The organism is Streptosporangium sp. NBC_01755 (assembly GCF_035917995.1).
GTDB lineage: Bacteria > Actinomycetota > Actinomycetes > Streptosporangiales > Streptosporangiaceae > Streptosporangium.
On record NZ_CP109131.1, the window covers coordinates 2865177 to 2888681 of the forward strand.

Sequence of the window (23505 nt, forward strand, 5' to 3'; positions counted from 1 at the left end):
ACATGGATTTCGTCATCACCGGCGGGACCGTCGTCTCCCACGACGGCCGCCACCACCACGACGTCGCGGTCGCAGGTGGACAGATCGTCGCGGTCGGCGAGCGGCTGGCGGCTTCCGGCGTGCCCGCCGTCGACGCCACCGGCCTGCTGGTCCTGCCTGGCCTGGTGGACGTGCACGTCCACTTCCGCGAGCCGGGCATGACCGAGAAGGAGGACTTCGCCAGCGGCACCAGGGCCGCCGCCGCGGGCGGCGTCACCACTGTCGTGGACATGCCCAACACCGTGCCGCCCGTGGCGACCGCGGCCGGCTTCCAGGAGAAGCTGGACCTGGTCTCCGGCAAGGCATACGTGGACTTCGGCCTGTACGGCATGCTCGGCCAGGACAACGCGGCGGAGATGACCAAGATGGCCGAGCTCGGCGCCATGGGCTTCAAGCTGTTCATGGGCCAGACCACCGGCGACAACCGCTGCCCCGACGACGCCTCCATCTTCAAAGGGCTCGAGGCCGCCGCGGCGGCGGGCCTGGTGGTGGGCGCGCACGCCGAGAACGACCACCTGCTGCGCCTGTTCATCGAGCGGCTGAAGGCCGCCGGCCGTACCGACCCACGCGCCCATCTGGAGAGCCGGCCGGAGTTCGTCGAGGTCGAGGCGGTCACCCGGTTCGTCACGCTGGCGAGCGCGGCCGGCGCCAAGGCGCACATCCACCACCTGTCGACCGGGGCGGGCCTGCAGCGGGTCCGCGACCTGCGCGCCCAGGGGCACCGGGTCAGCGTCGAAGTGCTGGTCGCCCACCTGCATTTCGACGATTCGGCCTATGACACGCATCGCAACCTCATCAAGCTCAACCCGCCGATCCGGCCGGCCGCGGACATGGCCGCGCTGTGGGACGGGGTGGCCAAGGGAGACGTGGACGTCATCGCCACCGACCACGCCCCTCACACCGCCGCCGAGCAGGCGGAGCCGGACGTGTGGAAGGCGCACGGAGGATTCGTCGGAGTGGAGACCATGCTGCCGCTGCTGCTGACCGCCGCCGCCGAGGGCAGGATGAGCGTCGAGGACGTCGTCCGGGTCACCTCCTACGCACCGGCCCGGCGCTGGTCGATGCCGGGGAAGGGCAAGGTGGCCCCCGGATACGACGCCGACCTGGTGCTGGTCGACCCCCACGCGGAAACCGTGATCACGGGTGCTGAGCTGAAGTCCGCGCACGGAGTCACGCCGTACGAAGGCAGGAAGGTCACCGGTGCCGTCGTCGGCACGTATGTGCGCGGCCACCGTGTCTTCGACCGCGGCGAGATCGTCGGCGGCCCGGTGGGACGGCAGGTGCGGCCCCGTGCGTGACAACCTGAGCCGCGCCGTCGACCGCTGTCTCACGGAGTCCGGCCTGACCCACGGCGCCCCCGGCCCGCTGGCCGCCTCGCTCGCCGGCATCGGCACGACCGCCCCACACGCCGTGTCCGGCGGCCTGCTGCACGACGCCATGGAGCGGCTGGAGATCAAGGTCACCTCCGCCCTGGCGTACCCCTCGCCGGACGACCTGGTCGCCGCCGGCGACTGGGACCTCGCCCTCGTGCTGAGCCCCTGGAAGAAGGCGGTGTCCGAGCTGGTCACCGAGATCACCCCCACCGCATCGGCCACCGGTGTCATCGACACGATCGTCAGGAACGGCGGCTACCTGACCGGCGTCAACACCAACGGCTGGGCCGCCTGGGCCGCGATGGACACCCTGCTCGCCGGTCACGACCCGGCCGGCGTGCTGGTGCTCGGCTCGGGCGGCTCGGCGGGATCCGTCGCGCACGCCGTACGGCGGGCTTGGCCGCGGGCGCGACTGGTGGGCAGCGCGCGCGACGCCGCCGCCCTGGCGGCCTGGGCGGAGAGGTACGGGGCCGAGGCCGTCGCCCCCGCGGACCTGGACCGGCCGGCCGACCTGATCGTCAACACCACGACCTGGGGAGAGACCGAGGACTCCGAGCGGACCCCGTTCGCCTTCCCGTTCGAGGCGATCGCCGCGCCGGGCGGGCGCCTGTTCGACCTGAACAACCGCACCTCCGCACTTCAGGGCATGGCCCTGCGCGCCGGGATGAGTGTCATGTCCGGCACGTACATGCAGCGGGTGACCAACGCCTGCCGCGCGGCCCTGGTCAAAGCACGGGCGGAGGCACAGGCACGGTGACCGCACGCGAACGGGTCTACCGCTACCTGCGCCAGCGCATCACCACCGGTGAGTACACCGGCGGCACCCGCCTGGTCGAGGAACAGATCGCCGAGGAACTGGGTGTCAGCCGCACCCCCATCCGCGAGGCGTTGCAGCGGCTCGCCAGCGACGGTCTCGTCCAGCGGGTGCGCCGCGGCCACCTCACCGTGGTCGAGTTGGACGCCGCGGCCAGAGGAGAGATGCACCTGCTGCGCGTGGCGTTCGACCAGGTGGCCGCCGGCCTCCTGGCGGAGAAGGCGGACCTGGTGGACTGGGCGCCGCTGTACGCCCTGCTCGATCCGCTGGGGCAGGCGCTGGAGGAGCACGGCATCGCCGGCCCGCAATTCTCCATGGCCCATCTCGACCTGCACATGGCGATCAACCGGGCGGCCTTCTCCACGATCACCTCGGGCTTCCTGGAACGTCAGGCGTTCCTGTACCCCTCCGACGACTACGTCCAGCAGTCGGGGCACGAGCCGGTGTCCCAGCACCGGGCCCTGCTCGACGACCTGTCCAGCGGCAACGCCGAACGCGCCGTCACCGCCGTACGCGTACACGCGCTGCGCGGGCACGGCAACTCCACGCTATAGGAGCGTCCTTCATGGACCATCACGTCACCATGTTCGTCAACGGCCAGGCGATGAGCGGCGGAGAGCTGAACGACGCCCTGGCCATGGCCCGCTTCAGCGGGAAGGTGCGCACTGCACCTCGCTACCGGTTCTTCTCCTTCCACGACACCTTCCCCGGCCTGCTGCCGGCCGGCCCCGGCGGCTGGGGGGTGCCCGGGGAGATCTACGAGATCTCCTACGCCGACCTGCGCGAACGGCTCCTGCCGAGGGAACCCGCCGAGCTGGAGCTCACCGTCATCGAACTGGAGGACGGCCGGAGCTCGCTCAGCATGGTCTGCCGGTCGGACCCGGCGGGCCTACCAGGCGTCACCGAGATCACCGAGCCGGGCGGCTGGCGGGAGTACCTGGCCAAGCGGGCCGAGCGATGAGGCACCACCTGGGCTGCGCACCCGGCACAGTCTCCTGGGGCGCGCTTCCCACCGAGCGGACCCCGCCGGTCCTGGAAGTCGACAGCGGCGACGTGGTCGTCTTCGACACGGTGTCGCAGGAGGGGCTGATGCCCGACCAGGGGCGCGACCCGGTCTCCTATTTCGGCGCGTTCGGCGTGCCCGCCGACGGAGTGCTGGCCGAAGCGGCCGAGATCGCCGCCTCCGGGCTCGGCCCGACACTGGGCCCGCATCTCGTGCTGGGCCCGGTGCGCGTACGGCAGGCGCGGCCAGGGGACTGGCTACGGGGGGAGTTCCTGGACTTCGATCCCCGCGTGCCGTACGGGGTGATCTCCAGCCGGCACGGCCGCGGCGCCCTACCCGGTGAGCTGCCGAGCAAGCCGCTGGTCAGCCGGTTCTGCGCGCTGACACCCGACGGACGCTACGCGGTCTTCCCGCACAGGGGCGGGGAGGCGCTGATCGAGGTCCGGCCGTTTCTCGGCCTGTGCGGCGTCACCCCGGCCGGCCCGGAGGCGCTCGGCACCATCCCGCCCGGGCCGTACGGCGGGAACCTCGACCTGCGCGAGCTGACTGCGGGCAGCACGCTCCACCTGCCCGTGCAGACCGAGGGAGCCGGGTTCTACGTGGGCGATCCGCACTTCGCCCAAGGCAACGGCGAGGTCGCGCTCACCGCTCTGGAAGGCTCGCTGCGCGCCACCGTACGCCTGTCGGTCGCGGACGCAGGCCCAGGGGCCACGACGTGGCCGCTCGCGGAGACGCCGGACGCGTGGATCACGGTCGGCCTGGACGAGGATCTCGGCGAGGCCATGCGCCAGTGCGTACGCCAGGCCGTTCATCTGCTGCGCGAGGTGACCGGGATGAGCGCGGACGAGGCTTACCTCTATCTCAGCGGGGCAGGCGACTTCGCCCTCACACAGGTCGTCGACATCACCCAGGGCGTCCACTGCCGCATCTCCAAGGCGCTGATCGCTGATCCCTGCGTCGGCAGGTTTCCAGAAAGGGCTCCTGTTTATGATCACTGAGACTGACCTGCGGCATCTGCGCCGTTGCGTGGACCTTGCGGCCGAGGCGCTCGATGCCGGAGACGAGCCGTTCGGTTCGGTGCTCGCCGACCCCACGGGTGAGGTGCTGCTCGAGGAGCGCAACCGGGTGAACGCCGTCGACCGCACCCGCCACCCGGAGCTCGCGATCGTCCGGTGGGCGGCGGCGAACCTGTCCCCCGAGGAGCGCGCCGCGGTGACGGTGTACACCTCGGGCGAGCACTGCCCGATGTGCGCGGCCGCGCATGCGCTGGTCGGCCTCGGCCGCATCGTCTACGCCACCTCCAGAAAGCAGCTCAGCCAGTGGCGAACGGAATGCGGCGCCCCACCCAGCCCGGTCAGTCCGCTTCCCATCCAGGCGGTGGCGCCCGACGTTCGGGCGGAGGGACCGGTGGAGCAGTACGTCGACGAGGTACGTGCCCTCCACCGACGCCTGATGACCCACGGCTGACCCCGCCGGTAACGCCCCGACCGGCCCGCCTTCCCCAATCCACAAGACGAAAAGGACATCAACTCGCGCAACGCCCTCTGGGAGTCACCTCACCTGCGAGTGCCGTTCCTGGCCAGCGTGACCGCCTCGGTGAAGCGGTGGTATCGGGACAGCTCCTCCTCCACCGGGTCGAGCACCAGCTCGCGGGCGACCCGGTCGACGCTTTCCCGCAGTGCCCTCGCCGCCCTGCGGGCGCGGCGCCGGCCGCCGGCCCAGGAGGCCACCCGGGAGAGCAGCGCGATCAGCAGGCCGAGCAGGACACCCCCGATCAGCAGCGTGGTGGGCCAGGGCAGCTCTCCCGCCGTCGGCAGGTAGAGCTGCGGAAGTCGTAGGTAGTCGATGGCGACCAGGGCGAGCAGCCAGGCCCCTCCGGCGAGCACCGTCGCCAGCGCCGGCCACTGCGCCAGCCCGGCCAGCCGCCACCACAGGGGCCGCCGGGCGGCGCCGAGAGAGGTGGTGGCGACCGCTCGGTCCAGGCCGTCCTCCAGTTCGTCCCCGTGTGACCTCGCCGCCTGCCGCACGGCCGCCGTCCACGGCGCGGGCAGCCCGGCCGAGGCGCTTCTCGCGGCCTCTCTGATCGCGTTGTCCATCCGGGAGCGCTGGACGACCGTCGCGACGGGGATCGAGGTCCTCCCGACGATGTTCCCCTCAATGTTTCCCTGCTCCCCCGACTCCCCCGAGGCACGGCTGGTGGCGTCCAGGCGGAGGCGGCGGAGCGGGTCGGGCCGCAGGCGGCGGATCCACCGGGTGGGCGGCCATCCGGTGGCGGCGATCGAGCGGTGCCGGTAGGACCTGGCCACGGCCTCGACGACGGCCGGCACCCCGGCGGCCTCCGACAGCGCGTCCCTCAGCGGCTTCACCAGATTGTCCATCGAGAGGTTCTCTCCTGGAGTGGTGGCGCTGGACGCCTCTCCAAGCGCGTCGGCGGCCATACCGGTGTCGGCGGCGAGGCGTGCGGCCCAGGACCGCCGGTTGGCGACCCGGGAGGCGAGCAGGGAGCGCAACTCGGGGATGCCCGCGCCGGTGCGGGCGGAGACCCCGATCACCGGCACCCCGGCCGGCCCGTCGGTGTCGAGGAGCCGCCGGAGGTCCTTCAGGCACCGCTCGGCGGCGGCCGGGGAGAGCCGGTCGATCTGGTTGAGGACGACGACCGTGACCTCCCGGTGCCGGGCCAGCGGCCTGAGGTAGCGGTCGTGGACCGCCGCGTCGGCGTACTTCTGCGGATCGAGCACCCAGACCAGCAGGTCGACCAGCTCGACGAGCCGGTCGACCTCCAGCCGGTGCGAGGGCTCGATCGAGTCGTGGTCGGGCAGGTCGAGCAGGATCAGCCCCGCGGCCTCCCCGTCCATCCCGGACGGCTGACCGACGGGCACCGGAGCATCGGGGACGGGACCGGCGGAACGGATCTCGCGACCACCCTCGGAGACGCCGGAGCCGGGAACGTCGAGAAGCTCGTGCTCCCCGGAGGCGAACTCCTCCTGGGCGACGTCAGCGGAGCGGATCTCGCGATCCCTCTCGGGGGTGACACCGGCCGAGCCTGAGGTGTCCAGGAGCTCGTGACGGCGGGGGACACCCAGCCAGTCGAGTAGCGGTCCTGCCCCGCCGCCCTCCCAAAGGGCGGCCTGGGCGGTCGAGGTGGTCGGCCGGGTGACCCCGACCGTGGCGAGCGAGGTGCCGGACAGCAGGTTGAACAACGAGGACTTACCACTGCCGGTGGCTCCGGCCAGCGCGACCGCGGTGTGGTCGACCGACAGGCTTGCCCGTACCCCGGCGCGGGAGACCACCGAACGCGCCACGGCGACCGCCTCGGCGTCCAGCCGCCCGTCGGCCAGGTCGGCGGCCCGTGCCAGCGCCGCCAGCCGGTCGTCCAGCGAGACCGCCTTCTCCCTTCGCAGCAGCTTCACGCCTCGCCCACCTCTCCGGCGCCGGTGGCGCGCGGCCCCCCGTCATCGGTCCCGCCACTCACACGTGGAACGTCGTCGGACCCGTCGGGCGGATGCGGACCGTGCCCACCGGGCGGGCGCTGGACGCCACCGGGCGGGCGCTGGACGCCACCGGGCGGGCGCTGGACACCGCCGGGCGGGCGCTGGACACCGGACCGCTGCCGGGAATCAGGTACGACCGCGGCGGAACCCGCGCCTTCGGGGGCGGAGCCCGGCGAAAGAGCGGCCCGGCGGTCCACGACGGGCAGTTCGCGCAGGTGCTCGCGTACCGCGTCCGCGGTGGTACGGAGGGCGGGGGCGGTGCCCTCGGGGGGCTGGACGGCGTCCAGGAGGGTGATGAAGCGGTCGGCGTCCTCACCGAGGAGGATCGCCACCCGGGCGCGCAGGTCGGAACGGGCCTTGACGGTGAGGGTACGGACGGCCTGGTCGCCGAAGACTGCCTCCAGGACCTTCTGGCTGAGCACGCTGGTGCCTCCGGCGATGCCGACCTCGATGCCGGTCAGGCCGCCGGTCGAGGCGAACACCGCGAGCATCAGCAGCAGCCCGGCGCCGTTGAGTCCGAACGAGGTGATGCGGGCGGTGGTCCGCTTGTCCGCCCCCTCCTTTCTGACCAGGTCGAGCACGTACGACTGCCAGCCCCTGACCGCCTCCTGCGCCCTGGCGGGCAGGTCGGCGGAGGCCCGGCCGAGACGCCCCGCGGTGGCGACCCCTTCACGCTCCAGCAGGGCGCGTCCCGCCGGGTGCGATGACCACGACTCCATCAGGCGCTCGGCGGCACCGTCGGCCGAGGCCCTGATCAGTGCCTCCACCCCGCTCTCCAGCGCGACCCGCAGCTCGCTCTCCGGCGCGGGCCGCCCGGTGACGAACGCCACGAGGCGGTCCCTGACCCGGCCGACCCGGCTTTCCAGGGAGCGCATCAGGTCGCCGGTCCCGATGAAGTCCTGCCATCGGGCCAGGACCTCCCCCCGTAGCAGCGACCCGTCCCGCATGCCCTCGTCGAAGGAGGCGAGGCCCACGGCGTAGGCGGCATCAGCCATCGAGCGCAGTTCGGCGGCCCCGGCGTGCTGGCGCTCGACCGCTCCGGCGAGCGCGGGAACGCGGGTGGAGAGGCTCTCCAGCGCGCCGGACAGGGTGTGGCGCACCACGTCGGCGCGAGAACGGGAGTCGGCGGCGATGGTGGTGAGCCAGTCGGCGATCGGCTGGACCGCCTGGCGCGGCAGCCGGGCGTTCTCCTCGGGCAACACCAGCTCGGGCACCTCGAAAAGCCGAGTCCCGCCCAGGCCATTGGCCTCCAGCAGCCGGGCCAGGTCCTTGCGCACCACACTCAGTGCCTCCGGCGGCACCCGGGAGAGGATGACGGCCAGGGCCGTGCTCCGCTCCCTGGCCGAGCGCAGGAAGCTCCAGGGGACCTCGTCGGCGTACCGGGCGGCGGTGGTGGTGAACAGCCACAGGTCGGCGGCGGCGAGCAGCTGGGCGGCCAGCTCGCGGTTGGCGGTGACGACCGAGTCGATGTCGGGGGCGTCCAGCAGGGCCAGTCCCGGCGGGAGTGCCCCGGCGGTGACGACCCGGAGCGTGCCGGGCTCTCCTCTGCCGTTACCGGTGACGCGGGGCAGGCCGGGCAGGATGTTCTGGGCGGTGAACCAGTCACGGTCGGCGGGACTGGTGACCAAGGTGGGGGCCATCGTCGTGGGCCGCAGCACGCCTGGCTCGGAGACGTCCGCACCGACCAGGGAGTTCACCAGCGTGGACTTGCCTGCCCCGGTGGAGCCGCCGACGACGGCGAGCAGCGGGGCGTCGATGGCGCTCAGCCGGGGGATGAGATAGTCGTCGAGCTGGCCGGTCAGCTCGCGCAGTGCCCGGCGATCGGCCGCCACGTCACCGATCGTGAGGGGGAACAGGTCACGGTCGAGATGTCGCCGCAACTCTCGCAGCGTCTCCAGCAGACCGTCGTTGTCGCCCATACGGTCGATCCTGCCCGATGGGATGTCCTCTAGACGCGTATCGCCCCGCCGCTCTGCGCGGTTCCGGAGGTGAGGTCACGACCAAGGCGTCTGCCGCAGGACCGCGGCCCCTGCCCTACGGGACCCCTCAAAACGAAATTGGCCCCACCGCCTGACCGGGTTACGGGGGCGAACTCGGTAAAGCGGTGGGGCGCAGCCCTCGGATCTCAGCCGTGGACCGTGCCGGACTCGTCTCCCCCGCAGCTGGAGGCGAGCCCGAGTCCATCGGATGGTTCCGAGGCGATCGGGGGTCATGCAGGGTCTATTGGAACACACAAAACTCAGAATCAGGTCAGGTAGAGCTGAATATCGGCTGAAAATTCAATCATTGCGCGGGGGGCGCAGAACGTATCCCACCCCGCGGAGGGTGTGGATGAGCCGTGGCTCGGCCGTGTCGACCTTCCGGCGCAGGTAGGAGACGTAGGACTCGACCACCCCGGCGTCGCCGCCGAAGTCATAGTTCCAGACGTGGTCGAGGATCTGCGCCTTGGACAGCACCCTGCCGCTGTTGACCATGAAGTAGTGCAGAAGCTTGAACTCGGTGGGCGACAACCGCACCGGGACGCCGGACCGCCAGACCTGGTGCGCCTCCTCGTCCAACTCCAGGTCGCCGACCTGCAGGCGGACGGGCAGGTCGAGGTCTCCCCTGGTACGCCGGAGCACGGCCCGGATTCGGGCGAGGACCTCCTCCAGGCTGAACGGCTTGGTCACGTAGTCGTCGGCCACGCGCAGCCCGGCGACCTTGTCGTCGGTGCCGTCCCGCGCGGTGAGGAAGAGCACGGGCATCTGCTCGCTCATCTCCCGCAGCCGCCCGGCCACGGCGAAGCCATCCATGTCGGGCAGCATCACGTCCAGCACGACAAGGTCGGGACGGATGCGCTCGGCGAACTGCATGGCCTCCCGTCCGTCCGCCGCGGTCACCACCTCGAATCCGGAGAGTCGCAGGCTGGCCGAGAGTAACTCCCTGATATTCGGTTCGTCGTCCACGACCAGCAATCGGGCTTCCACACTGTCCAGCACCCCCCGAGGCTCGCTCACCTCTCTGGAACGAAGCTCAGCCGAGGCTGAACGTTTCCTGGGAACCTGCTCACCGTCGGCCGCCCCCCTCGTTGATCGCGGTCGCGGCGACCGAGCCGTCCTCGGCCCTGGCTCCCTGTACGACCACGGTGCCGCCGGGCTTGAGGTCTGCGACCCTGCCCTCCTTCGTGAGGCGTACGGACGTCTCGCCTGTGGTGTTCACGGTCACCACGGATCCGTCGGCTGTCTGGAGGTAGACCTTCCCGCCGTCCACCCGCTGCACGGTGCCCACGGTCATGCCGCCCCGGCCACCGCCGCCCGGACCGTTCCCACCCTGACCCGCGCCCTGACCACCCTGACCCGCGCCCTGACCGCTCTGCTGACCGCCGCCGAAGCCACCGGGCCCTGCAACCTGCCCGCCCTGGCCCGCCCCCTGCCCGCCCTGCTGACCGCCGCCGAAGCCGCCGGGCCCCGTGCCCTGCCGCATCGCGGCTCCCGGGGCGCCGGCCGGACCGGACGGACCGGATGTACCGCCCACCGCCTTCTGCACCTGGATACCCACGATCACCCCTGCCACGAGCATCACCCCGGCGCCCAGCACGAGGGTGAGCGTGGCCAGGCGGCGTGGCGGCCGGGCCGCCAGCTCGCTGTCCAGGTCTCCCGGGAACGGGGAGCTCTCCAGAGGTCTCCCCGCCGGGACCGTCTCGTCGGCGTTGCCGCCCATGTCTCTCTCCTTGCCTAAGCCGTACGGGTCACTCGTGGCGCAGGGCCTCGATGGGCCGGAGCCTGGCCGCCCGGTTGGCCGGGTAGCCGCCGAAGAACAGCCCGATGCCCACGGAGACGCCGAGGGCCAGCGCGATCGAGGACGGTACGAGCACCGGCGAGATCCCGGCGATCGTGAAGCGGGTACCGGCGAACGCGATCGCGACACCCGACAGGCCGCCGACCAGGCTCAGCACCGTCGCCTCCAGCAGAAACTGACCGAGGATGGCGCTCCTGGGCGCGCCGATGGCCTTCCTGATGCCGATCTCCCTGGTCCGCTCGGTGACGGTGACCAGCATGATGTTGGTGATGCCGATGCCGCCGACCAGCAGGGAGATGGCGGCGACCGCGCCGAGCAGGGCGGTGAAGATCCCGATGGTCGAGCTGACCGTCTCCTGCAGGGTGGCCTGGTTCAGGATCCGGTAGTCCGCGGTGCCCGTCGGGGTGATGCCGTGCCGCTGGTTGAGTACGGCGGTCACCTCGGCCTGCGCCGAGTCGGTGGTGTCCGCGCCGGTCGCCTGCACGACGATGGAGCCGAGCGCGCCGAACCCGGTCAGGCTCTGCTGCACGGCGGGCAGCGGCACGACTGCCACGTCGTCCGCGTCCTGCATGCCCGTGGAGCCCGACTCCTTGAGCACCCCGATCACGGTGAACGGCACCCCGGAGACGCTGACCGGCCTGCCGACCGGATCGGCGGTGCCGAACAACCCCTCGGCCACGGTCCGCCCGATCACCATGACCTTCCTGGCGGCCAGCACGTCGTCGTTGACGAAATAGGTGCCGCTCTCGACGGGCTTGTTCGTCGCCTCGAAGTAGCTGGGGTAGGTGCCCACGAGCTGCGCGATCGTATGACCGGCGCCCTCGTGGACCGCGGCGGCCGAGTTCATGGTCACCACCGGCGACACGCTCCGTACCGAGGGCACCTGCTCGCGGTCGGTCAGTGCCCTGGCGTCCTCCAGGGTGAGCGGCCTGGCCTGGGTACGCGGGCCGCTGTTCTGGCCCCCTCCCGCCAGGCCCGCTCCGGCCCCGCCGAAACCGCCACCACCACCCCCGGCGAAGGACGCCGAGATGGTGAGGGTGTTGGCACCGAGCCGCTGGATGGACTGCTGGATGCTCTGCGAGGCTCCCTCGCCGAAGGCGACCAGCAGGATCACGGCCGCCACCCCGATCAGGATGCCGAGCGTGGTCAGGAAGCTGCGCAGCTTGTTCGCGGCCAGCCCGCGCAGCGCGAACCGCAGGATCTCCAGCCGGCTCACCTGGTGACCTCCGACATTCGGGGCGGGAGACCGTCGGCGGAGGCCTGGCGGCGATCCTCGATGATCCGGCCGTCCACCAGGCGGATGACCCGCTTGGCGTGGGCGGCCACATCGTCCTCATGGGTGATGATCATGATCGTCCTGCCCGAGACGCTGAGCCTGTCGAGGATGCCCAGCACGTCCTCGGTGGAGGCGGTGTCGAGGTTGCCGGTCGGCTCGTCGGCGAGGAGGAGTGCGGGCGCGGTGACCAGCGCCCTGGCCACGGCCACCCGCTGCTGCTGGCCACCGGAGAGCTCGTTCGGCTCGTGGCGGACCCGGTCGGACAGGCCGACCTGCTCCAGTGCCGCCAGGGCGCGGGCCCGCCGATCCGCGGCGCCGACCCCGCCGTACGCCATGGGCAGCTCGACGTTGGCGAGCGCGCTCATCCGGGGGATGAGGTTGAACGACTGGAAGACGAACCCGATCTTCCGGTTGCGGAGCACGGCGAGCCGGCGCTCGTCCAGTGAGCCGACGTCGGTGCCGTCGATGTGGTAGTCGCCGGAGGTGGGCACGTCCAGGCAGCCCAGGATGTTCATGAGCGTGGACTTGCCTGATCCGGAGGCGCCCATGATGGCGACGTAGTCGCCCCGCTCGACGCTGAGCGAGACGCCCCGCAGCGCCCGGACCTCGGCGTCTCCTCGGCCGTACACCTTGGTGATGTCCTTCAGGGAGAGGACGGGGACGGTCATCTGCCCGCTCCTCCCCCGCCGCCGAGACCGCCGCCGCCGCCGCGACCACCCCCGCCGCCGAGGCCGGGGAAACCTCCGCCCTGCTGGGTGGTGGTCCCCGTGGCAGCCGGGCGGACCACCTGGTCGCCCTCGTTCAGCCCGGATTTGATCTCGGTGAGCATGTCGCCCTTGACCCCGAGCTCCACCTGGACGGGCACCTGCCGCCCGTCCCGCAGGACTGTCACGGTACTGCGGGAGCCCGTCGTGGAGATCACCGTGGAGGAGACCGCGAGAACGTCCTCCACACTCTCGACGACGACCCCGACCGTGGCCGTCTGGCCAAGCCTGACCTCGTCCGGCACCTCGGTGAAGGAGATCGTCACCGGGTATTGGACCACGTTGTTGCTGGTGGTGGCAGTCGGCTGGATCTGGATGACCTTCCCGGCCGCGGTGACGCCGCTGAGCGCGTCGAACCCGATGGACGCCGCCTGGCCGACCTTGAGCCGGGTGACGTCGGACTCGGTGAAGGTGCCGACGAGCTGGAGTTCGCCGGTGTCGGCGATGTCTATGAAACCGCCCGTGCCATCCGAGCCGCTCGACGTACCGCCGGAGGCACCGGAGCCGCCCGAGTTGCCCGCACTGCCCGTGCTGCCCTCGTTACCGGTGGCCTTGGCGGACGCACCCGAGGAGCCCCCGACCGTGCCGTTGACCGCGGTGACGGTAGCGGAGAACGGCGCCTTGATGACCGTGCCCTCCACCGCGCGCCGCGCGGCCCGGTAGGTGTTCCTGGCCGTGACGTACTGGGCGTAGGCCGCGGCGGTCGAGGTGTCGTCGTCCGCGGTGTCGAGGGCGGCGGCGGCCGCGTCCAGGCTTTCCTGCGCCGAGTCGTCGTCCAGCCTGGCGAGGATCTGGCCCTTGGTGACCTTGTCCCCCGCCTTGACGTAGATCTTCTCGACGGTGCCGCTCGATGCGAAATCGAGCGCCCGTGCGCGGGCGCTGGCCACGGCCCCCGAGGCGGAGACGGAGGCGGTGACCGTGGCCCGGGTCACCTGCACGGTCCGCACCGCGGCGTCGGCGGATGATGCCTCGCCGCCGAGGGAGGAGTAGGCGATCACCGCTCCGCCCAGCAACAGGACCCCGAGGGCCCCGTTCACGATCAGCGCTCCGCGCTTGGTCGACAGCTTCACAGCGCTCGACCCTGGCGTACCAGGCTTGGGCCTACCCCGGCGAAGGCTGAAGATTTCCTGTAGACCGCGTCGTACCGTTCAGGATGCACAGCAAACCTTCAGGGGCCTGTGAGCATGCTGTGAATCAGACAGTCCAGGATTGTCCGCCATGAGACCGACCCATCTCCCGAAGAACCTGCGCACGGGAGGACTCGCCCTGGCCGCCCTCGTCCTGGTGGGCGCGGGCGCGATCGTCGCACTCGACGGCGGCTCCGACCAGGCCCCCCGGGGGGAGCCGGCCTTCGCCAGACGCGGGACGGTGACCGCCGCGGTGTCGGCCGCGGGCAACACCGTGGACGACGGCACCCGCGACCTGGCCTTCGGTGGATCGGGAACGGTCACGAAGGTCTACGTCAAGGCCGGGGACAAGGTCGGCAGGGGAGATGTGCTCGCCAGGATCGGCTCCGCGCCCGCACGCGAGCGCTACACCGCCGCGAAAGCGCAACTCGCGGCGGCCGAGGAGGCGCTGGAGGAGGCCGGAAGCACGGCGGAAAGCACATCGGGGAATACGACAGGCGGAGTTCCCCAGCAGACCCGGCAGGGGACACAGCAGCAGGGGACACAGGGCCAGACGGGAGCCGACCGGTCCGATCCCGCCGGGCAGACCGGATGTGAGCCCACCGCGACGCGGCCACCGGGGGCGGGCGCCCCCCCTGCCCCGACCGGGACGGACGCTCCTGCCCCGGTGCCCGAGCCGGCCGGAGCCGAGCGAGAGATACGGGTCGTCCCGGCCGGCGGGATCGTACCCGCCGGATACCGCCTCACGACGCCACCGGTCACGCCCACCCCCGTACGCGACTCGGCCCCCGCGTCCGCGACGGCGCGCTCCTTCGCTCCGGCCGCCGCGCTCGCGCGGACCTCGCCCGCGACGCCCGCGGCCACCCCGACACCGACACCGACAGCGGCGGGAGGGCCGGGGGACGACTCTCCCCAGCCGGCGCCGACGGTCACCGTCACCGTAACGGCCGCTCCGACGGTGACGGTGACGGCCACCGCGACGGTCACCGTGACCGCGAGACCGGACGGTGGCGGGCCACCCGCGACCTCGGAACCGGCGCCTACGACCCGGCCCTCAGGACCGGCGACCAACCCGGGTGGTCCCTCAGGACCGGCGACCCACCCCGGGCCGACTGCCGCCCCCACGACCGCCAAGCCGACGGCAACCGCCAGGCCCACCACCGGCAGGACGCCGGCTCCCGGGTCCACCGGATGCTCCACCCCGAAACCGGGCGCGAACACCGGCACGGGCACGGGTGCGAACGCGGGCGCCGGTGCGGGCGCCGGTGCGAACGCGGGCGCGGGCGCCGGTGCGGGTGCGAACGCGGGCCAGAACTCCGGGCAGGCCGCAAAGCAGGACACCGCCCCGAAAACCGGGCAGGGTGGCGGCGCTGACGCCTCCACCGGCGGGGCCGGGCAGGGAACGCTCAGCGTGGAGCAGGCCGAGGCCCGCGTGAAGCAGGCTCAGGCGGAGCTGACCGACGCCACGGAGGAACTGGCGGGCGTGCGGATCGTCGCTCCCGCCGACGGCACCGTCATGTCCGTGGCCGGCGCGGTCGGCGACAGCACGGGTACCGGGACGTTCCTCACCCTGGGAGACCTGGACGAGCTCCAGGTGGAGGCGCTGTTCACCGAGTCGGACATCGGCAGCCTGGAGCTGGGCCAACAGGCGACGATCACCCTGGCCACACGGCAGGGGGAGCGGTACACGGGCACCGTGACCGGCATCGCCCCCACCGCGACCACCACGGACCGCCTGGTGAGGTACGGCGTCACGATCGCGTTCGACAAGCCCCCGGCGGACCTCATGGTGGGTCAGACCGCCTCGGTCACCGTGACCGTCGCCAAGTCCGCGGAGACGCTCTATGTCCCGGCTCAGGCGGTGAAAACCAGCGAGGGGATCTCCCGGGTCACCGTGCAGGGCGGCACCGAGCGGGTCGTGGAGACGGGCGTCCGTGGCGACCAGTACGTCGAGATCACCTCAGGACTGGCCGAGAACGACCGGGTGGTGATGCCCGGCGGCGCGGCCGACGGGGAGTTCCCCGACAGCAGTTGGCCGGAGACCGGCGCCGGCGCCCCCTGAGCCCCGGACGACCGTCCCTGACGCCAGAGCCGGAACCGGGCCGGGGTTGTGGGCCGCCACACCCCGCCCCCACCCCGCACGACCGGCCAGGAAGACGACCTCGAACAGACGATCACTCGCCACACGAGAACCGGAGCCGGAACACCGACCACCACACCTCGCACGACCAGCCCGGGACACGACCCCGAACAGACGGCTCCGTCGAGTCGGACGGAGATCAGCCGGATTCGGAGGCGAGGGGGAGGAGCACCCGGAACGTCGCCCCCTTGCCGGACTCCGAGTCCACGGCGACGCCGCCGCCGTGAGCCTCGACCATCACGGCCACGATGGCCAGGCCGAGTCCGCTCCCGCCGTCCTCGGGGGCGCGACGGCCCCGGGCGGAGTCGACGCGGTAGAACCGCTCGAAGACGCGTTCGCGCTGCTCGGAGGTGAGGCCAGGACCCTCGTCCACGACCTCGATGACGGCCATGCCGTCATCGCCGGAGAGCACCACCCGCACCGGGGTGCGCTCGGGAGTGTGGGTGAGCGCGTTGGTCATGAGGTTTCCCACGACCTGGCGGAGCCGTACCTCGTCGCCGGAGACGATGAGCGCGGAGCCGTCCACCGAGAGCGTGACCTCACGCTCGGGAGCGAGGATGCGGGCGTCGTGGACGGCGTCGGCGGCGATGGCGAGCAGGTCGACCGGGCGCATGACCAGCGGCCGTTGCTGGTCCATCCGGGCGAGCATCAGCAGGTCGTCGACGAGCAGGCCCATCCTGACCGCCTCGGACTCGACCCGGCGCATCAGCGGTGCGGCGTCGATTCCCGGCCCCTGCCGATAGAACTCGGCGAACCCCCGGATCGAGGTCAGCGGCGTGCGGAGCTCGTGCGAGGCGTCCGCCACGAACCTTCGCATGCGCTCCTCCGACCTGCGGGCCGAGGACTCCGACTCCGAACGGGCCTGAAAGGCGGTCTCGATCTGGGCGAGCATGCCGTTGAGCGAACGGCCGAGGCGGCCCACCTCGGTGCGCGGGTCGGCATCGGGGATGCGGCGGCTCAGGTCTCCGGCGGCGATGGCCTGGGCGGTACGCTCGATCTCCTCCAGCGGTCGCAGGCTCCTACGGATGATCAATACCCCTGCCCCGGCGAGCATCAGCATCAGGCCGCCACCGCCGAGCAGTTCCACCAGCGCGAGCTGGCCGACGATCTGCCGGACCTCGGCCATGTCAACGGCCACGACGAGATTTCCACCGCCGTTCAGGGGTGTCGTGCGGACCCTCCAGCCGCCGCTGTCGAACGGCCGGATGTCCTGGCCCGGGGGCACCTGCGGCCCCGGCTTGCCCTCCACATCGGTACCGCTGTAGACGTCGAAGGTCCTGCCGCTGGAGTCGCGGAGCTCCAACCTCGCGTCGGGCGACAGCGGCCTGCCGATGGGTATGACCCCCCGGTTCATCCGGCGCAGCGCGGTGTCGACCGTTATGTTGATCTGGGTGTCGACGCGGTCGATCAGGTAGCCGCGCATGATCGAGACACTGCCGATCCCGATGAGGGTGAGCGCGATCGTCAGGAGGGCCAGGATGACGGCGATCAGCTTCACCCGTAGCGGGGTCCCTTTGAACATCACGGCGCCGGCGGCAGGCGCAACACGTATCCGACGCCGCGCAGCGTGTGGATCAGTCGTGGGTCCATGTTGTCGATCTTGCGACGGAGCACGGAGACGTAGGACTCGACGATCCCGACATCACCCCGGAAGTCGTAGTCCCACACGTGGTCGAGAATCTGGGCCTTGGACAGCACCCGCCCCGCGTTCGCCATGAAGTAGCGGAGCAGTTTGAACTCCGTTGGTGACAGTGCCACCGCCTTGCCCTTGCGCCACACCTCGTGGCTCTCCTCGTCGAGCTCGATGTCGGCGAAGCTGAGCCGCGGCAGGCGGGGGACGAGGTCACCGGAGCCGGTTCGGCGCAGCACCGCCCGGATCCGGGCCACGACCTCCTCCAGGCTGAACGGCTTGGTCACGTAGTCGTCCCCGCCTATGGTCAGCCCCCGGATCTTGTCCTCGGTGGCGTCGCGCGCGGTGAGGAAGACCACGGGGGTGTCGCTGCCGCCGCCGCGCAGGCGCCGTACGACGTCGAAGCCGTCCATGTCCGGGAGCATCACGTCGAGCACGATGAGATCGGGCCGGTGCCGCTGGACGGCGGCGACGGCGTCCGTGCCGTTTTTCGCCGTGTTGACGCCGAAGCCGGCGAACCTCAGGCTCGCGGCCAGGAGCTCAAGGATGTTCGGCTCGTCCTCGACGATCAGCAGGCGTGCCTCAGGTGAGTCGGTCACTGGTCTATTTTCACCGGCCCACATGAGAAAGCAGTTAACTGGTCAACACAGAGGCTAACCCCACAATATGCCTGGCAATGGCCAGGCTGGAGGTCGCCGCCGGGGAGGGGGCGTTGCGCACGAGGGCGACGCGGCCGTGCACGTCGATCGCGAAGTCGTCCAGCATGCCGCCGGAGGCGTCCACCGCCTGTGCGCGCACGCCTCCGGTGGTCCTGACGAGGTCTGCGGCGGTCAGGGCGGGGACGTAGCGGCGCGCGGCGCTCAGAAACGACCTCCTGCCCATCGAACCGGTCACCTCCCTGATCCCGGTCCGCCAGTGCCTGGCGGCCAGCCGCCGGGTGCCACGCCAGGCCAGGATCCGGCCCAGCTCCGCCAGGTCGACGTCCCGCCATGAGTAGCCCTCCAGCGCCAGCGCCATGACCGCGTTGGGGCCGACCAGTACCTCACCGTCGATCCTGCGGGTCAGATGCACGCCGAGGAACGGGTAGCGGGGGTCGGGAACCGGGTAGACGAGCCCTCGGACCAGGTCCTTCGCCGTGCCGGTCAGCGCGTAGTACTCACCGCGGAAAGGGACGATCCGCACGTCTCCGGTGGCCTTGACCATCCTCGCGACGGTGTCGGTACCGAGCCCGGCACAGACGATCAGCCGGTCGAAGCTCAGCGTCCGCTCCCCTGCCAGGACCTTCACCCCGCTCGCGGTCTCCCGTACCGCGCGTACCGGATGTGAGAGCAGCACCGATCCGCCGCTCTCCTCCACGTCCGCGGCCAGACGCCTGGCGACGGCGGGGAAATCGGCGATCGCGGTACGCGGGGAGTGCACGGCACCCGTGCCGACGGTGTGCGGCTCGATCTCCCGCAGGGCCCGCGCGTCCAGTTCGGCGATGCCGGGAACCCCGTTCGCGCGGGCCCGTTCGGCGATCCGCCGCAGTTCGGGCCGTTCGGCCGGGGTGGAGGCGACGACGAGCTTGCCGACCTCGTCGTAGGGGATGCGGTGCTCGGCGCAGTACTGCCGCAGCAGTGCCGCGCCCTCCCTGCAGAGTGTGGCCTTGAGCGAGCCAGGCCGGTAGTAGATTCCGGCGTGAACGACGCCGCTGTTGTGCCCGGTCTGGTGGGCTCCGACGTGATCCTCCTTCTCCAGGACCGTCACCCTGGCGCCGCGGGTCAGTGCCGCCTCCCTCGCGACGGCCAACCCGACGATCCCCGCACCGACCACCCCGACCTTCATCGCCGACTCCTGACTGTGAGGTGGGCACCGCCGCCGCCCCTGCCATGCGGTAGGGATCGCGTTACCGCGTGACACTACCCGCCAGCCTGCCGACCTTGTCGGCGGCGAGGTGCCCTTCCTGTGCCAGCCAGCGCAGCGAGTCGGCGACGGTCTCCTGGACCGGTCGCAACCCCACGCCGAGCGCCTCCAGGGTCGGGGTGTCGTACGCGCGGACCATCGTGACCATCATCTCGACGGCGTCCCTGGTCAGCGGGTAGTCGATCTCCTTGATCAGTTTCATCGCGTCGACCACGGCCGCCGCGCCACGCAGCACCGAGCGGTGGACCCTGAACCTCCGGCAGCGGTTCCCGGTCACCTCGTCGCAGACGTCGGCGAGCTGCGCCCAGGTGAGATAGTGCCCGCCCAGCATGAACCGGCGAGGCCCTCTGCCCGGTTCGAGGCAGCGGGCGAGCACGAGGGCCAGATCCCTTACGTCGACGACGCCGACGCCGCCGGCGGTGATCGGCCACCCCTGTTCCAGTCCTGCGCGCAGCCCGTCCATCAGCGCGTCCAGCGAGGGCTGGCAGGGTCCGGCGACCGCCGCCGGGTAGACGATCGTGACCGGCATCCCCTGCTCCTGGAGCCGCCTGGCGTAGTACTCGGCGGAGATCTTGCTCCTGCCGTACTCGTTCCTCGGGGCGGAGAGCGGACTCTCGGTCGTGATCACCGGGCCGGCCGGGGGCACGAAGACGCCGATGCTGGAGATGTGCACGATCGGGTCGAGACCAAGCTCGACGGCCTGCCCGAGGACGTTCTTCGCCCCACTCACATTCGTGCCGGCCGGGTCGCTGACACGGCCGATGACCCCGATTTCCGCGGCGGCGTGAATGACCGCGTCACACTGTTCGAGCCCGTCCCGCACGGCCGCCGCGTCGCGGATATCGGTCCGGTGCAGGGGAATCGGCTCCGTCACCCCGACCCCGGCCAGCACTTCGCGCGTTTTCTCTGGATTGCGTATGAGAAGAAGCGGCTCGTGCCCGTCGGCGAGGAGCGCGGCGACCGCATGCGAGCCGACGAAACCTGATGCCCCGGTTACCAGAACGCGCATCTTCGAAAGTTAGCGGCAATCCTCACCGGAAGAGAAGGGATAACCCCTCTGGTTCTTAATCATCACTGCCTATTGCCGGAAATCCGTCCGGGACGGTTGAGGAATACCCGAATATGTCGGGGCAATAAATCTGTATGCGGTCATTCATTTTTCGGCATGAGATCACGTTCCCGGCCGGCCGGCGGCACGGGAGACGGCCGTTGCCCCTCGTAGCCGTTACGCACCTGTCTCCCGCCTGCCGCCCACCCCGATGGCACGGCGGGGTATACCTTGATCAGGCCGGACGACAGCCGGAACCGGCGGCTTCACCGGGTGGAAATGCGAGGCGATGAGCAGAGAACTCTCCATCGGCGTCGATCACCACGAGCGTGCCGGCTGCACCGTGATCATCGTCGCGGGTGACATCGACCGTAACTCCAGCGAACTGCTCAGGGGGACCATCGAGCGGCTGGTCTCCGACTACCGTTCGCGGATCGTCATCGATGCCCGGGACATCACCTTCTGCGACTCCACCGGGCTGCGGGCGCTTCTCAGCGGCGCGCGCATGACCTCGGAGGCGGGCGGGTGGTTACGCCTGGCCGAGGTGTCGGACGTCCTCAAACGCCTCCTGCAGATGACCGGCCTGTACGCCTGGTTCCTCATCGATGCCGACGTGGCGGCCTCCCTGGCCCACACCACCCACCGCGACCCGCGACTTCCCGACTGAACCGGCCGGGGCTGCCGGACTGAACCGGCCGGGCCGCCCCGATCGTCCCTCAGCGGGCGTCGATCGTCCCTCAGCGGGTGTGGCGGGCGATCAGGGTGATGGTGCCCGTGGCGCCGGCGGCGACCGCCAGCCAGAGAAGCACGGCCGAGGTCGGCACCCCCGCGTCCGCGCCGGTGTCGTCCTGTTCGGTCTTCGCCCCGGCGACCGGCGTGCGGGCTGGGGCAGGAGGCGTGGGAGGTGTGGGAGCCGCCCGCCGCAGGGCGGACGTGGGTTCCGGAGCCGCCTCACGGAGAACCTCCTCGGGCAGTGGCACCTGGTAGACCGGGCTGCGCTTCCCCTCGCTACCGGTCAGCAGGTGCCTGCCGTCCCGCGTGTAGGCGATCGACTCGGCCTGCTCCAGCTGCGGCATCGTCACCCGGGCGATCTGCTCGCCGGGAGCACGGTAGACCGTGGCGGAGAAGTAGGTTCGGATCACGAAGCTCGACCCGTCGGGGGCGTAGGCGGCGTCGGTGGCCATGATGGGCGCGGAGCCGACCTTGCGGAGCACGTTGACCCTGTCGGTGCGCAGCCGTTTCGGTGCCTGGTAGACGGCGCCGGCGAACTGCTTGGTCACGATGTAGAGGCGCCCGGTGCGAGGGTTCACCATGATGCCTTCGGCGTTGTGTCCGCCGTCCTCGTAGCGGAAGCGGTAACGCACCGCGGGGACGACGGCGTCACTCAGCACCGTGGGCTCCGCAACCCTGTATACCGAAATATCAGGCCAGGCCCCGTCGAAGTTATCGCCGATGTCCGCGAACCAGAGCACCCCCTGGCCTGTCTTCTGATCGACGGAGGCGGCCATGCCCTCCCAGTCGCGGGCCTCCGCTTCTCGCAGGGTGAAGCTCGCGCGGGTCTGACCGTTGGGGCCGACCGCGTAGAAGACCGGTCCGGCGCTGCTGTCGTTGTGCGTGTAGTAGACGCCCTCGCGGGTCGGCGAGACCGCCAGCCCGCTCGACTCGGCGATCCGGCTGTCCTTGAAACGAAAGAGGATCCGCTCCTCGTCGTCCGCCCTCGCCTCCTGCCCCGCGTCGGCCCTCGGCCCCTGCCCAGCCTCCTGCCCCGCGTCGGCCCATGCCGCCCGCCCGCCGCTCACCGATGCGCTCTGCCCCGCGAAGACCGCGGCCGCGGTCAGGCCGGCCACCGCGAACGCGCGAACCAAGACTTCCCCCGGCTTACTCAGCATCCAGTCATCATGCCCCGGCGACACCGGCGGGCGTCACAGACGCGACGGGTCCGGCCGACATGGATTTCCCCCGCGAAGCCTCTCGCCTGGAGTGCACTCCAGGTATTTAGGGTGGGCGTATGGATTACACGCAGCTTGGCCGTACCGGCCTGAAGGTCAGCCGCCTCTGCCTGGGCACGATGAACTTCGGCCCCGTGACCTCGGAGGAAGACTCCTTTGAGATCATGGACCACGCCCACGAGCTGGGAATCAACTTCTTCGACACGGCCAACGTGTACGGCTGGAAGAAAGGCGAGGGCATCACCGAGAAGATCATCGGTCGATGGTTCGCCAAGGGAGGCGAGCGCCGCGAGAAGACGGTGATCGCCACGAAGCTCTACGGTGACATGGGCGACTGGCCCAACGAGGGCCGTCTGTCCGCGCTCAACATCCGGCGCGCCGCCGACGCGTCGCTGAAGCGGATGCAGACCGACTACATCGATCTCTACCAGGCACACCACATCGACCGGAGCACCCCGTTCGAGGAGTTCTGGGAGGCCATGGACATCCTCAAGCAGCAGGGCAAGATCCTGTACGTGGGGTCGTCCAACTTCGCGGGCTGGCACATCGCCAAGGCCCAGGAGAGCGCGCGGCGCCGCAACACCCTCGGCCTGGTCTCCGAGCAGTCCCACTACAACCTGATCGTCCGCGCCCCCGAGCTTGAGGTCATCCCGGCGGCCGAGGACTACGGCCTGGGTCTGATCCCGTGGAGCCCGCTCGCGGGCGGCCTGCTCGGCGGCATCCTCAAGAAGATCGACAAGGGGCGGTCGGCCTCGGAGCAGATCACCGCCGAGCTGGAGAAGCACCGCGACAAGATCGAGCGCTACGAGGCGTTCGCGGACGAGCTCGGTGTGGCCCCGGCCAACCTCGCGCTGGCCTGGCTGCTCCACCAGAAGGTCGTCACCGCACCGATCATCGGGCCGCGCACGCTCGACCAGCTCGACGGCACCACCAAGGCGCTGGAGATCACTCTGGACGAGAAGGCCCTGACCCGCCTGGACGAGATCTTCCCCGGGTTCAGGACGGCACCGGAGGAGTACGCCTGGTAGCCGGTGCTCAGGTGGCGCCCCCGCGAGGTCGTCGGGAAAGCCGCCGATGGGCGTCCAGGTCCCGTCCCAAGGATCCTGCCATGCCGTCCGGGCGGCCGCGGTGGGGGAAAGAGTCGGGGAACGGAACCTAGGACACCAGTGCGC

The 23505-nt window shown here is 71.0% G+C and carries 21 protein-coding genes; 9 read left to right on the forward strand and 12 right to left on the reverse strand.

Annotated elements, in window-relative coordinates; all coding sequences use genetic code 11:
• Positions 1-2 precede the first annotated feature (2 nt).
• Genes allB through OG884_RS13190 form a run of 6 tightly spaced genes read left to right on the forward strand, consistent with a single transcriptional unit; the run spans position 3 to position 4696 of the window.
• Positions 3-1337 carry an allantoinase AllB gene (gene allB, locus OG884_RS13165; protein WP_326645448.1) on the forward strand — a complete coding sequence of 445 codons (1335 nt, stop codon included), beginning with the start codon at positions 3-5 and terminating at the stop codon, positions 1335-1337.
• The gene (locus OG884_RS13170) at positions 1330-2169 is read left to right on the forward strand and encodes a hypothetical protein (protein WP_326645450.1); all 840 of its coding nucleotides are present in this window, start codon (positions 1330-1332) and stop codon (positions 2167-2169) included. Before allB ends, OG884_RS13170 begins: the two co-directional genes overlap by 8 nt.
• The gene (locus OG884_RS13175) at positions 2166-2780 is read left to right on the forward strand and encodes a GntR family transcriptional regulator (protein WP_326645452.1); all 615 of its coding nucleotides are present in this window, start codon (positions 2166-2168) and stop codon (positions 2778-2780) included. Before OG884_RS13170 ends, OG884_RS13175 begins: the two co-directional genes overlap by 4 nt.
• An 11-nt stretch (positions 2781-2791) precedes the next feature.
• The gene (locus tag OG884_RS13180; RefSeq protein WP_326645454.1) at positions 2792-3187 is read left to right on the forward strand and encodes an allophanate hydrolase-related protein; all 396 of its coding nucleotides are present in this window, start codon (positions 2792-2794) and stop codon (positions 3185-3187) included.
• Positions 3184-4227: an acetamidase/formamidase family protein gene (locus OG884_RS13185; RefSeq protein WP_326645456.1), complete on the forward strand. Its 1044-nt coding sequence runs from the start codon at positions 3184-3186 to the stop codon at positions 4225-4227. The genes OG884_RS13180 and OG884_RS13185 overlap by 4 nt, the downstream gene beginning before the upstream one ends.
• The gene (locus OG884_RS13190; protein ID WP_326645459.1) at positions 4217-4696 is read left to right on the forward strand and encodes a nucleoside deaminase; all 480 of its coding nucleotides are present in this window, start codon (positions 4217-4219) and stop codon (positions 4694-4696) included. Before OG884_RS13185 ends, OG884_RS13190 begins: the two co-directional genes overlap by 11 nt.
• A gap of 89 nt (positions 4697-4785) precedes the next feature.
• Here OG884_RS13190 and OG884_RS13195 read toward each other — a convergent pair whose 3' ends face one another.
• The 7 genes from OG884_RS13195 to OG884_RS13225 all read right to left on the reverse strand — a co-directional run bounded on the left by OG884_RS13195 (position 4786) and on the right by OG884_RS13225 (position 13607).
• Positions 4786-6639 carry a GTPase gene (locus tag OG884_RS13195; protein WP_326645461.1) on the reverse strand — a complete coding sequence of 618 codons (1854 nt, stop codon included), beginning with the start codon at positions 6637-6639 and terminating at the stop codon, positions 4786-4788.
• Positions 6636-8639, reverse strand: a complete 2004-nt coding sequence (locus tag OG884_RS13200; protein ID WP_326645464.1) for an ABC transporter — start codon at positions 8637-8639, stop codon at positions 6636-6638. Before OG884_RS13200 ends, OG884_RS13195 begins: the two co-directional genes overlap by 4 nt.
• A 360-nt stretch (positions 8640-8999) precedes the next feature.
• Positions 9000-9716, reverse strand: coding sequence for a response regulator transcription factor (locus tag OG884_RS13205; RefSeq protein ID WP_326645466.1), 717 nt, complete (start codon positions 9714-9716; stop codon positions 9000-9002).
• 49 nt (positions 9717-9765) lie between these two features.
• Positions 9766-10419: a hypothetical protein gene (locus tag OG884_RS13210; RefSeq protein ID WP_326645468.1), complete on the reverse strand. Its 654-nt coding sequence runs from the start codon at positions 10417-10419 to the stop codon at positions 9766-9768.
• A 28-nt stretch (positions 10420-10447) separates the two neighbouring features.
• Complete coding sequence (locus OG884_RS13215) at positions 10448-11713, reverse strand: ABC transporter permease (RefSeq protein ID WP_326645470.1); 1266 nt, start codon at positions 11711-11713, stop codon at positions 10448-10450.
• The gene (locus OG884_RS13220; RefSeq protein WP_326645472.1) at positions 11710-12441 is read right to left on the reverse strand and encodes an ABC transporter ATP-binding protein; all 732 of its coding nucleotides are present in this window, start codon (positions 12439-12441) and stop codon (positions 11710-11712) included. The genes OG884_RS13215 and OG884_RS13220 overlap by 4 nt, the downstream gene beginning before the upstream one ends.
• Positions 12438-13607 carry an efflux RND transporter periplasmic adaptor subunit gene (locus OG884_RS13225; RefSeq protein ID WP_326645473.1) on the reverse strand — a complete coding sequence of 390 codons (1170 nt, stop codon included), beginning with the start codon at positions 13605-13607 and terminating at the stop codon, positions 12438-12440. The genes OG884_RS13220 and OG884_RS13225 overlap by 4 nt, the downstream gene beginning before the upstream one ends.
• Positions 13608-13755: 148 nt before the next feature.
• Here OG884_RS13225 and OG884_RS13230 point away from each other — a divergent pair, with 148 nt between their 5' ends.
• On the forward strand, positions 13756-15726 hold the full coding sequence (locus OG884_RS13230; protein WP_326645475.1) for an efflux RND transporter periplasmic adaptor subunit: 1971 nt from the start codon (positions 13756-13758) through the stop codon (positions 15724-15726).
• A gap of 217 nt (positions 15727-15943) precedes the next feature.
• Here OG884_RS13230 and OG884_RS13235 read toward each other — a convergent pair whose 3' ends face one another.
• The 4 genes from OG884_RS13235 to OG884_RS13250 form a co-directional block, all read right to left on the reverse strand.
• Positions 15944-17302 (reverse strand): HAMP domain-containing sensor histidine kinase, encoded by a 1359-nt coding sequence (locus OG884_RS13235; protein ID WP_326645477.1) that lies wholly within the window; start codon positions 17300-17302, stop codon positions 15944-15946.
• Positions 17303-17325: 23 nt separating this feature from the next.
• The gene (locus tag OG884_RS13240; RefSeq protein ID WP_326645479.1) at positions 17326-18033 is read right to left on the reverse strand and encodes a response regulator transcription factor; all 708 of its coding nucleotides are present in this window, start codon (positions 18031-18033) and stop codon (positions 17326-17328) included.
• Between the two features lie 34 nt (positions 18034-18067).
• Positions 18068-19258, reverse strand: coding sequence for an L-2-hydroxyglutarate oxidase (gene lhgO, locus OG884_RS13245; protein ID WP_326645481.1), 1191 nt, complete (start codon positions 19256-19258; stop codon positions 18068-18070).
• 61 nt (positions 19259-19319) lie between these two features.
• A complete protein-coding gene (locus OG884_RS13250; RefSeq protein ID WP_326645483.1) occupies positions 19320-20345 on the reverse strand; it encodes an NAD-dependent epimerase/dehydratase family protein in 1026 nt (341 codons plus the stop codon).
• 328 nt (positions 20346-20673) lie between these two features.
• On the opposite strand from OG884_RS13250, the gene OG884_RS13255 reads away from it, so the two are divergent.
• A complete protein-coding gene (locus tag OG884_RS13255; RefSeq protein WP_326645485.1) occupies positions 20674-21051 on the forward strand; it encodes an STAS domain-containing protein in 378 nt (125 codons plus the stop codon).
• A 70-nt stretch (positions 21052-21121) separates the two neighbouring features.
• On the opposite strand, the gene OG884_RS13260 is transcribed toward OG884_RS13255, so the two are convergent.
• Positions 21122-22273 (reverse strand): hypothetical protein, encoded by a 1152-nt coding sequence (locus OG884_RS13260; protein WP_326645487.1) that lies wholly within the window; start codon positions 22271-22273, stop codon positions 21122-21124.
• Between the two features lie 119 nt (positions 22274-22392).
• Between OG884_RS13260 and OG884_RS13265 the strand changes: the two genes are divergently transcribed.
• A complete protein-coding gene (locus OG884_RS13265) occupies positions 22393-23361 on the forward strand; it encodes an aldo/keto reductase (RefSeq protein ID WP_326645489.1) in 969 nt (322 codons plus the stop codon).
• Positions 23362-23505: the final 144 nt, after the last annotated feature.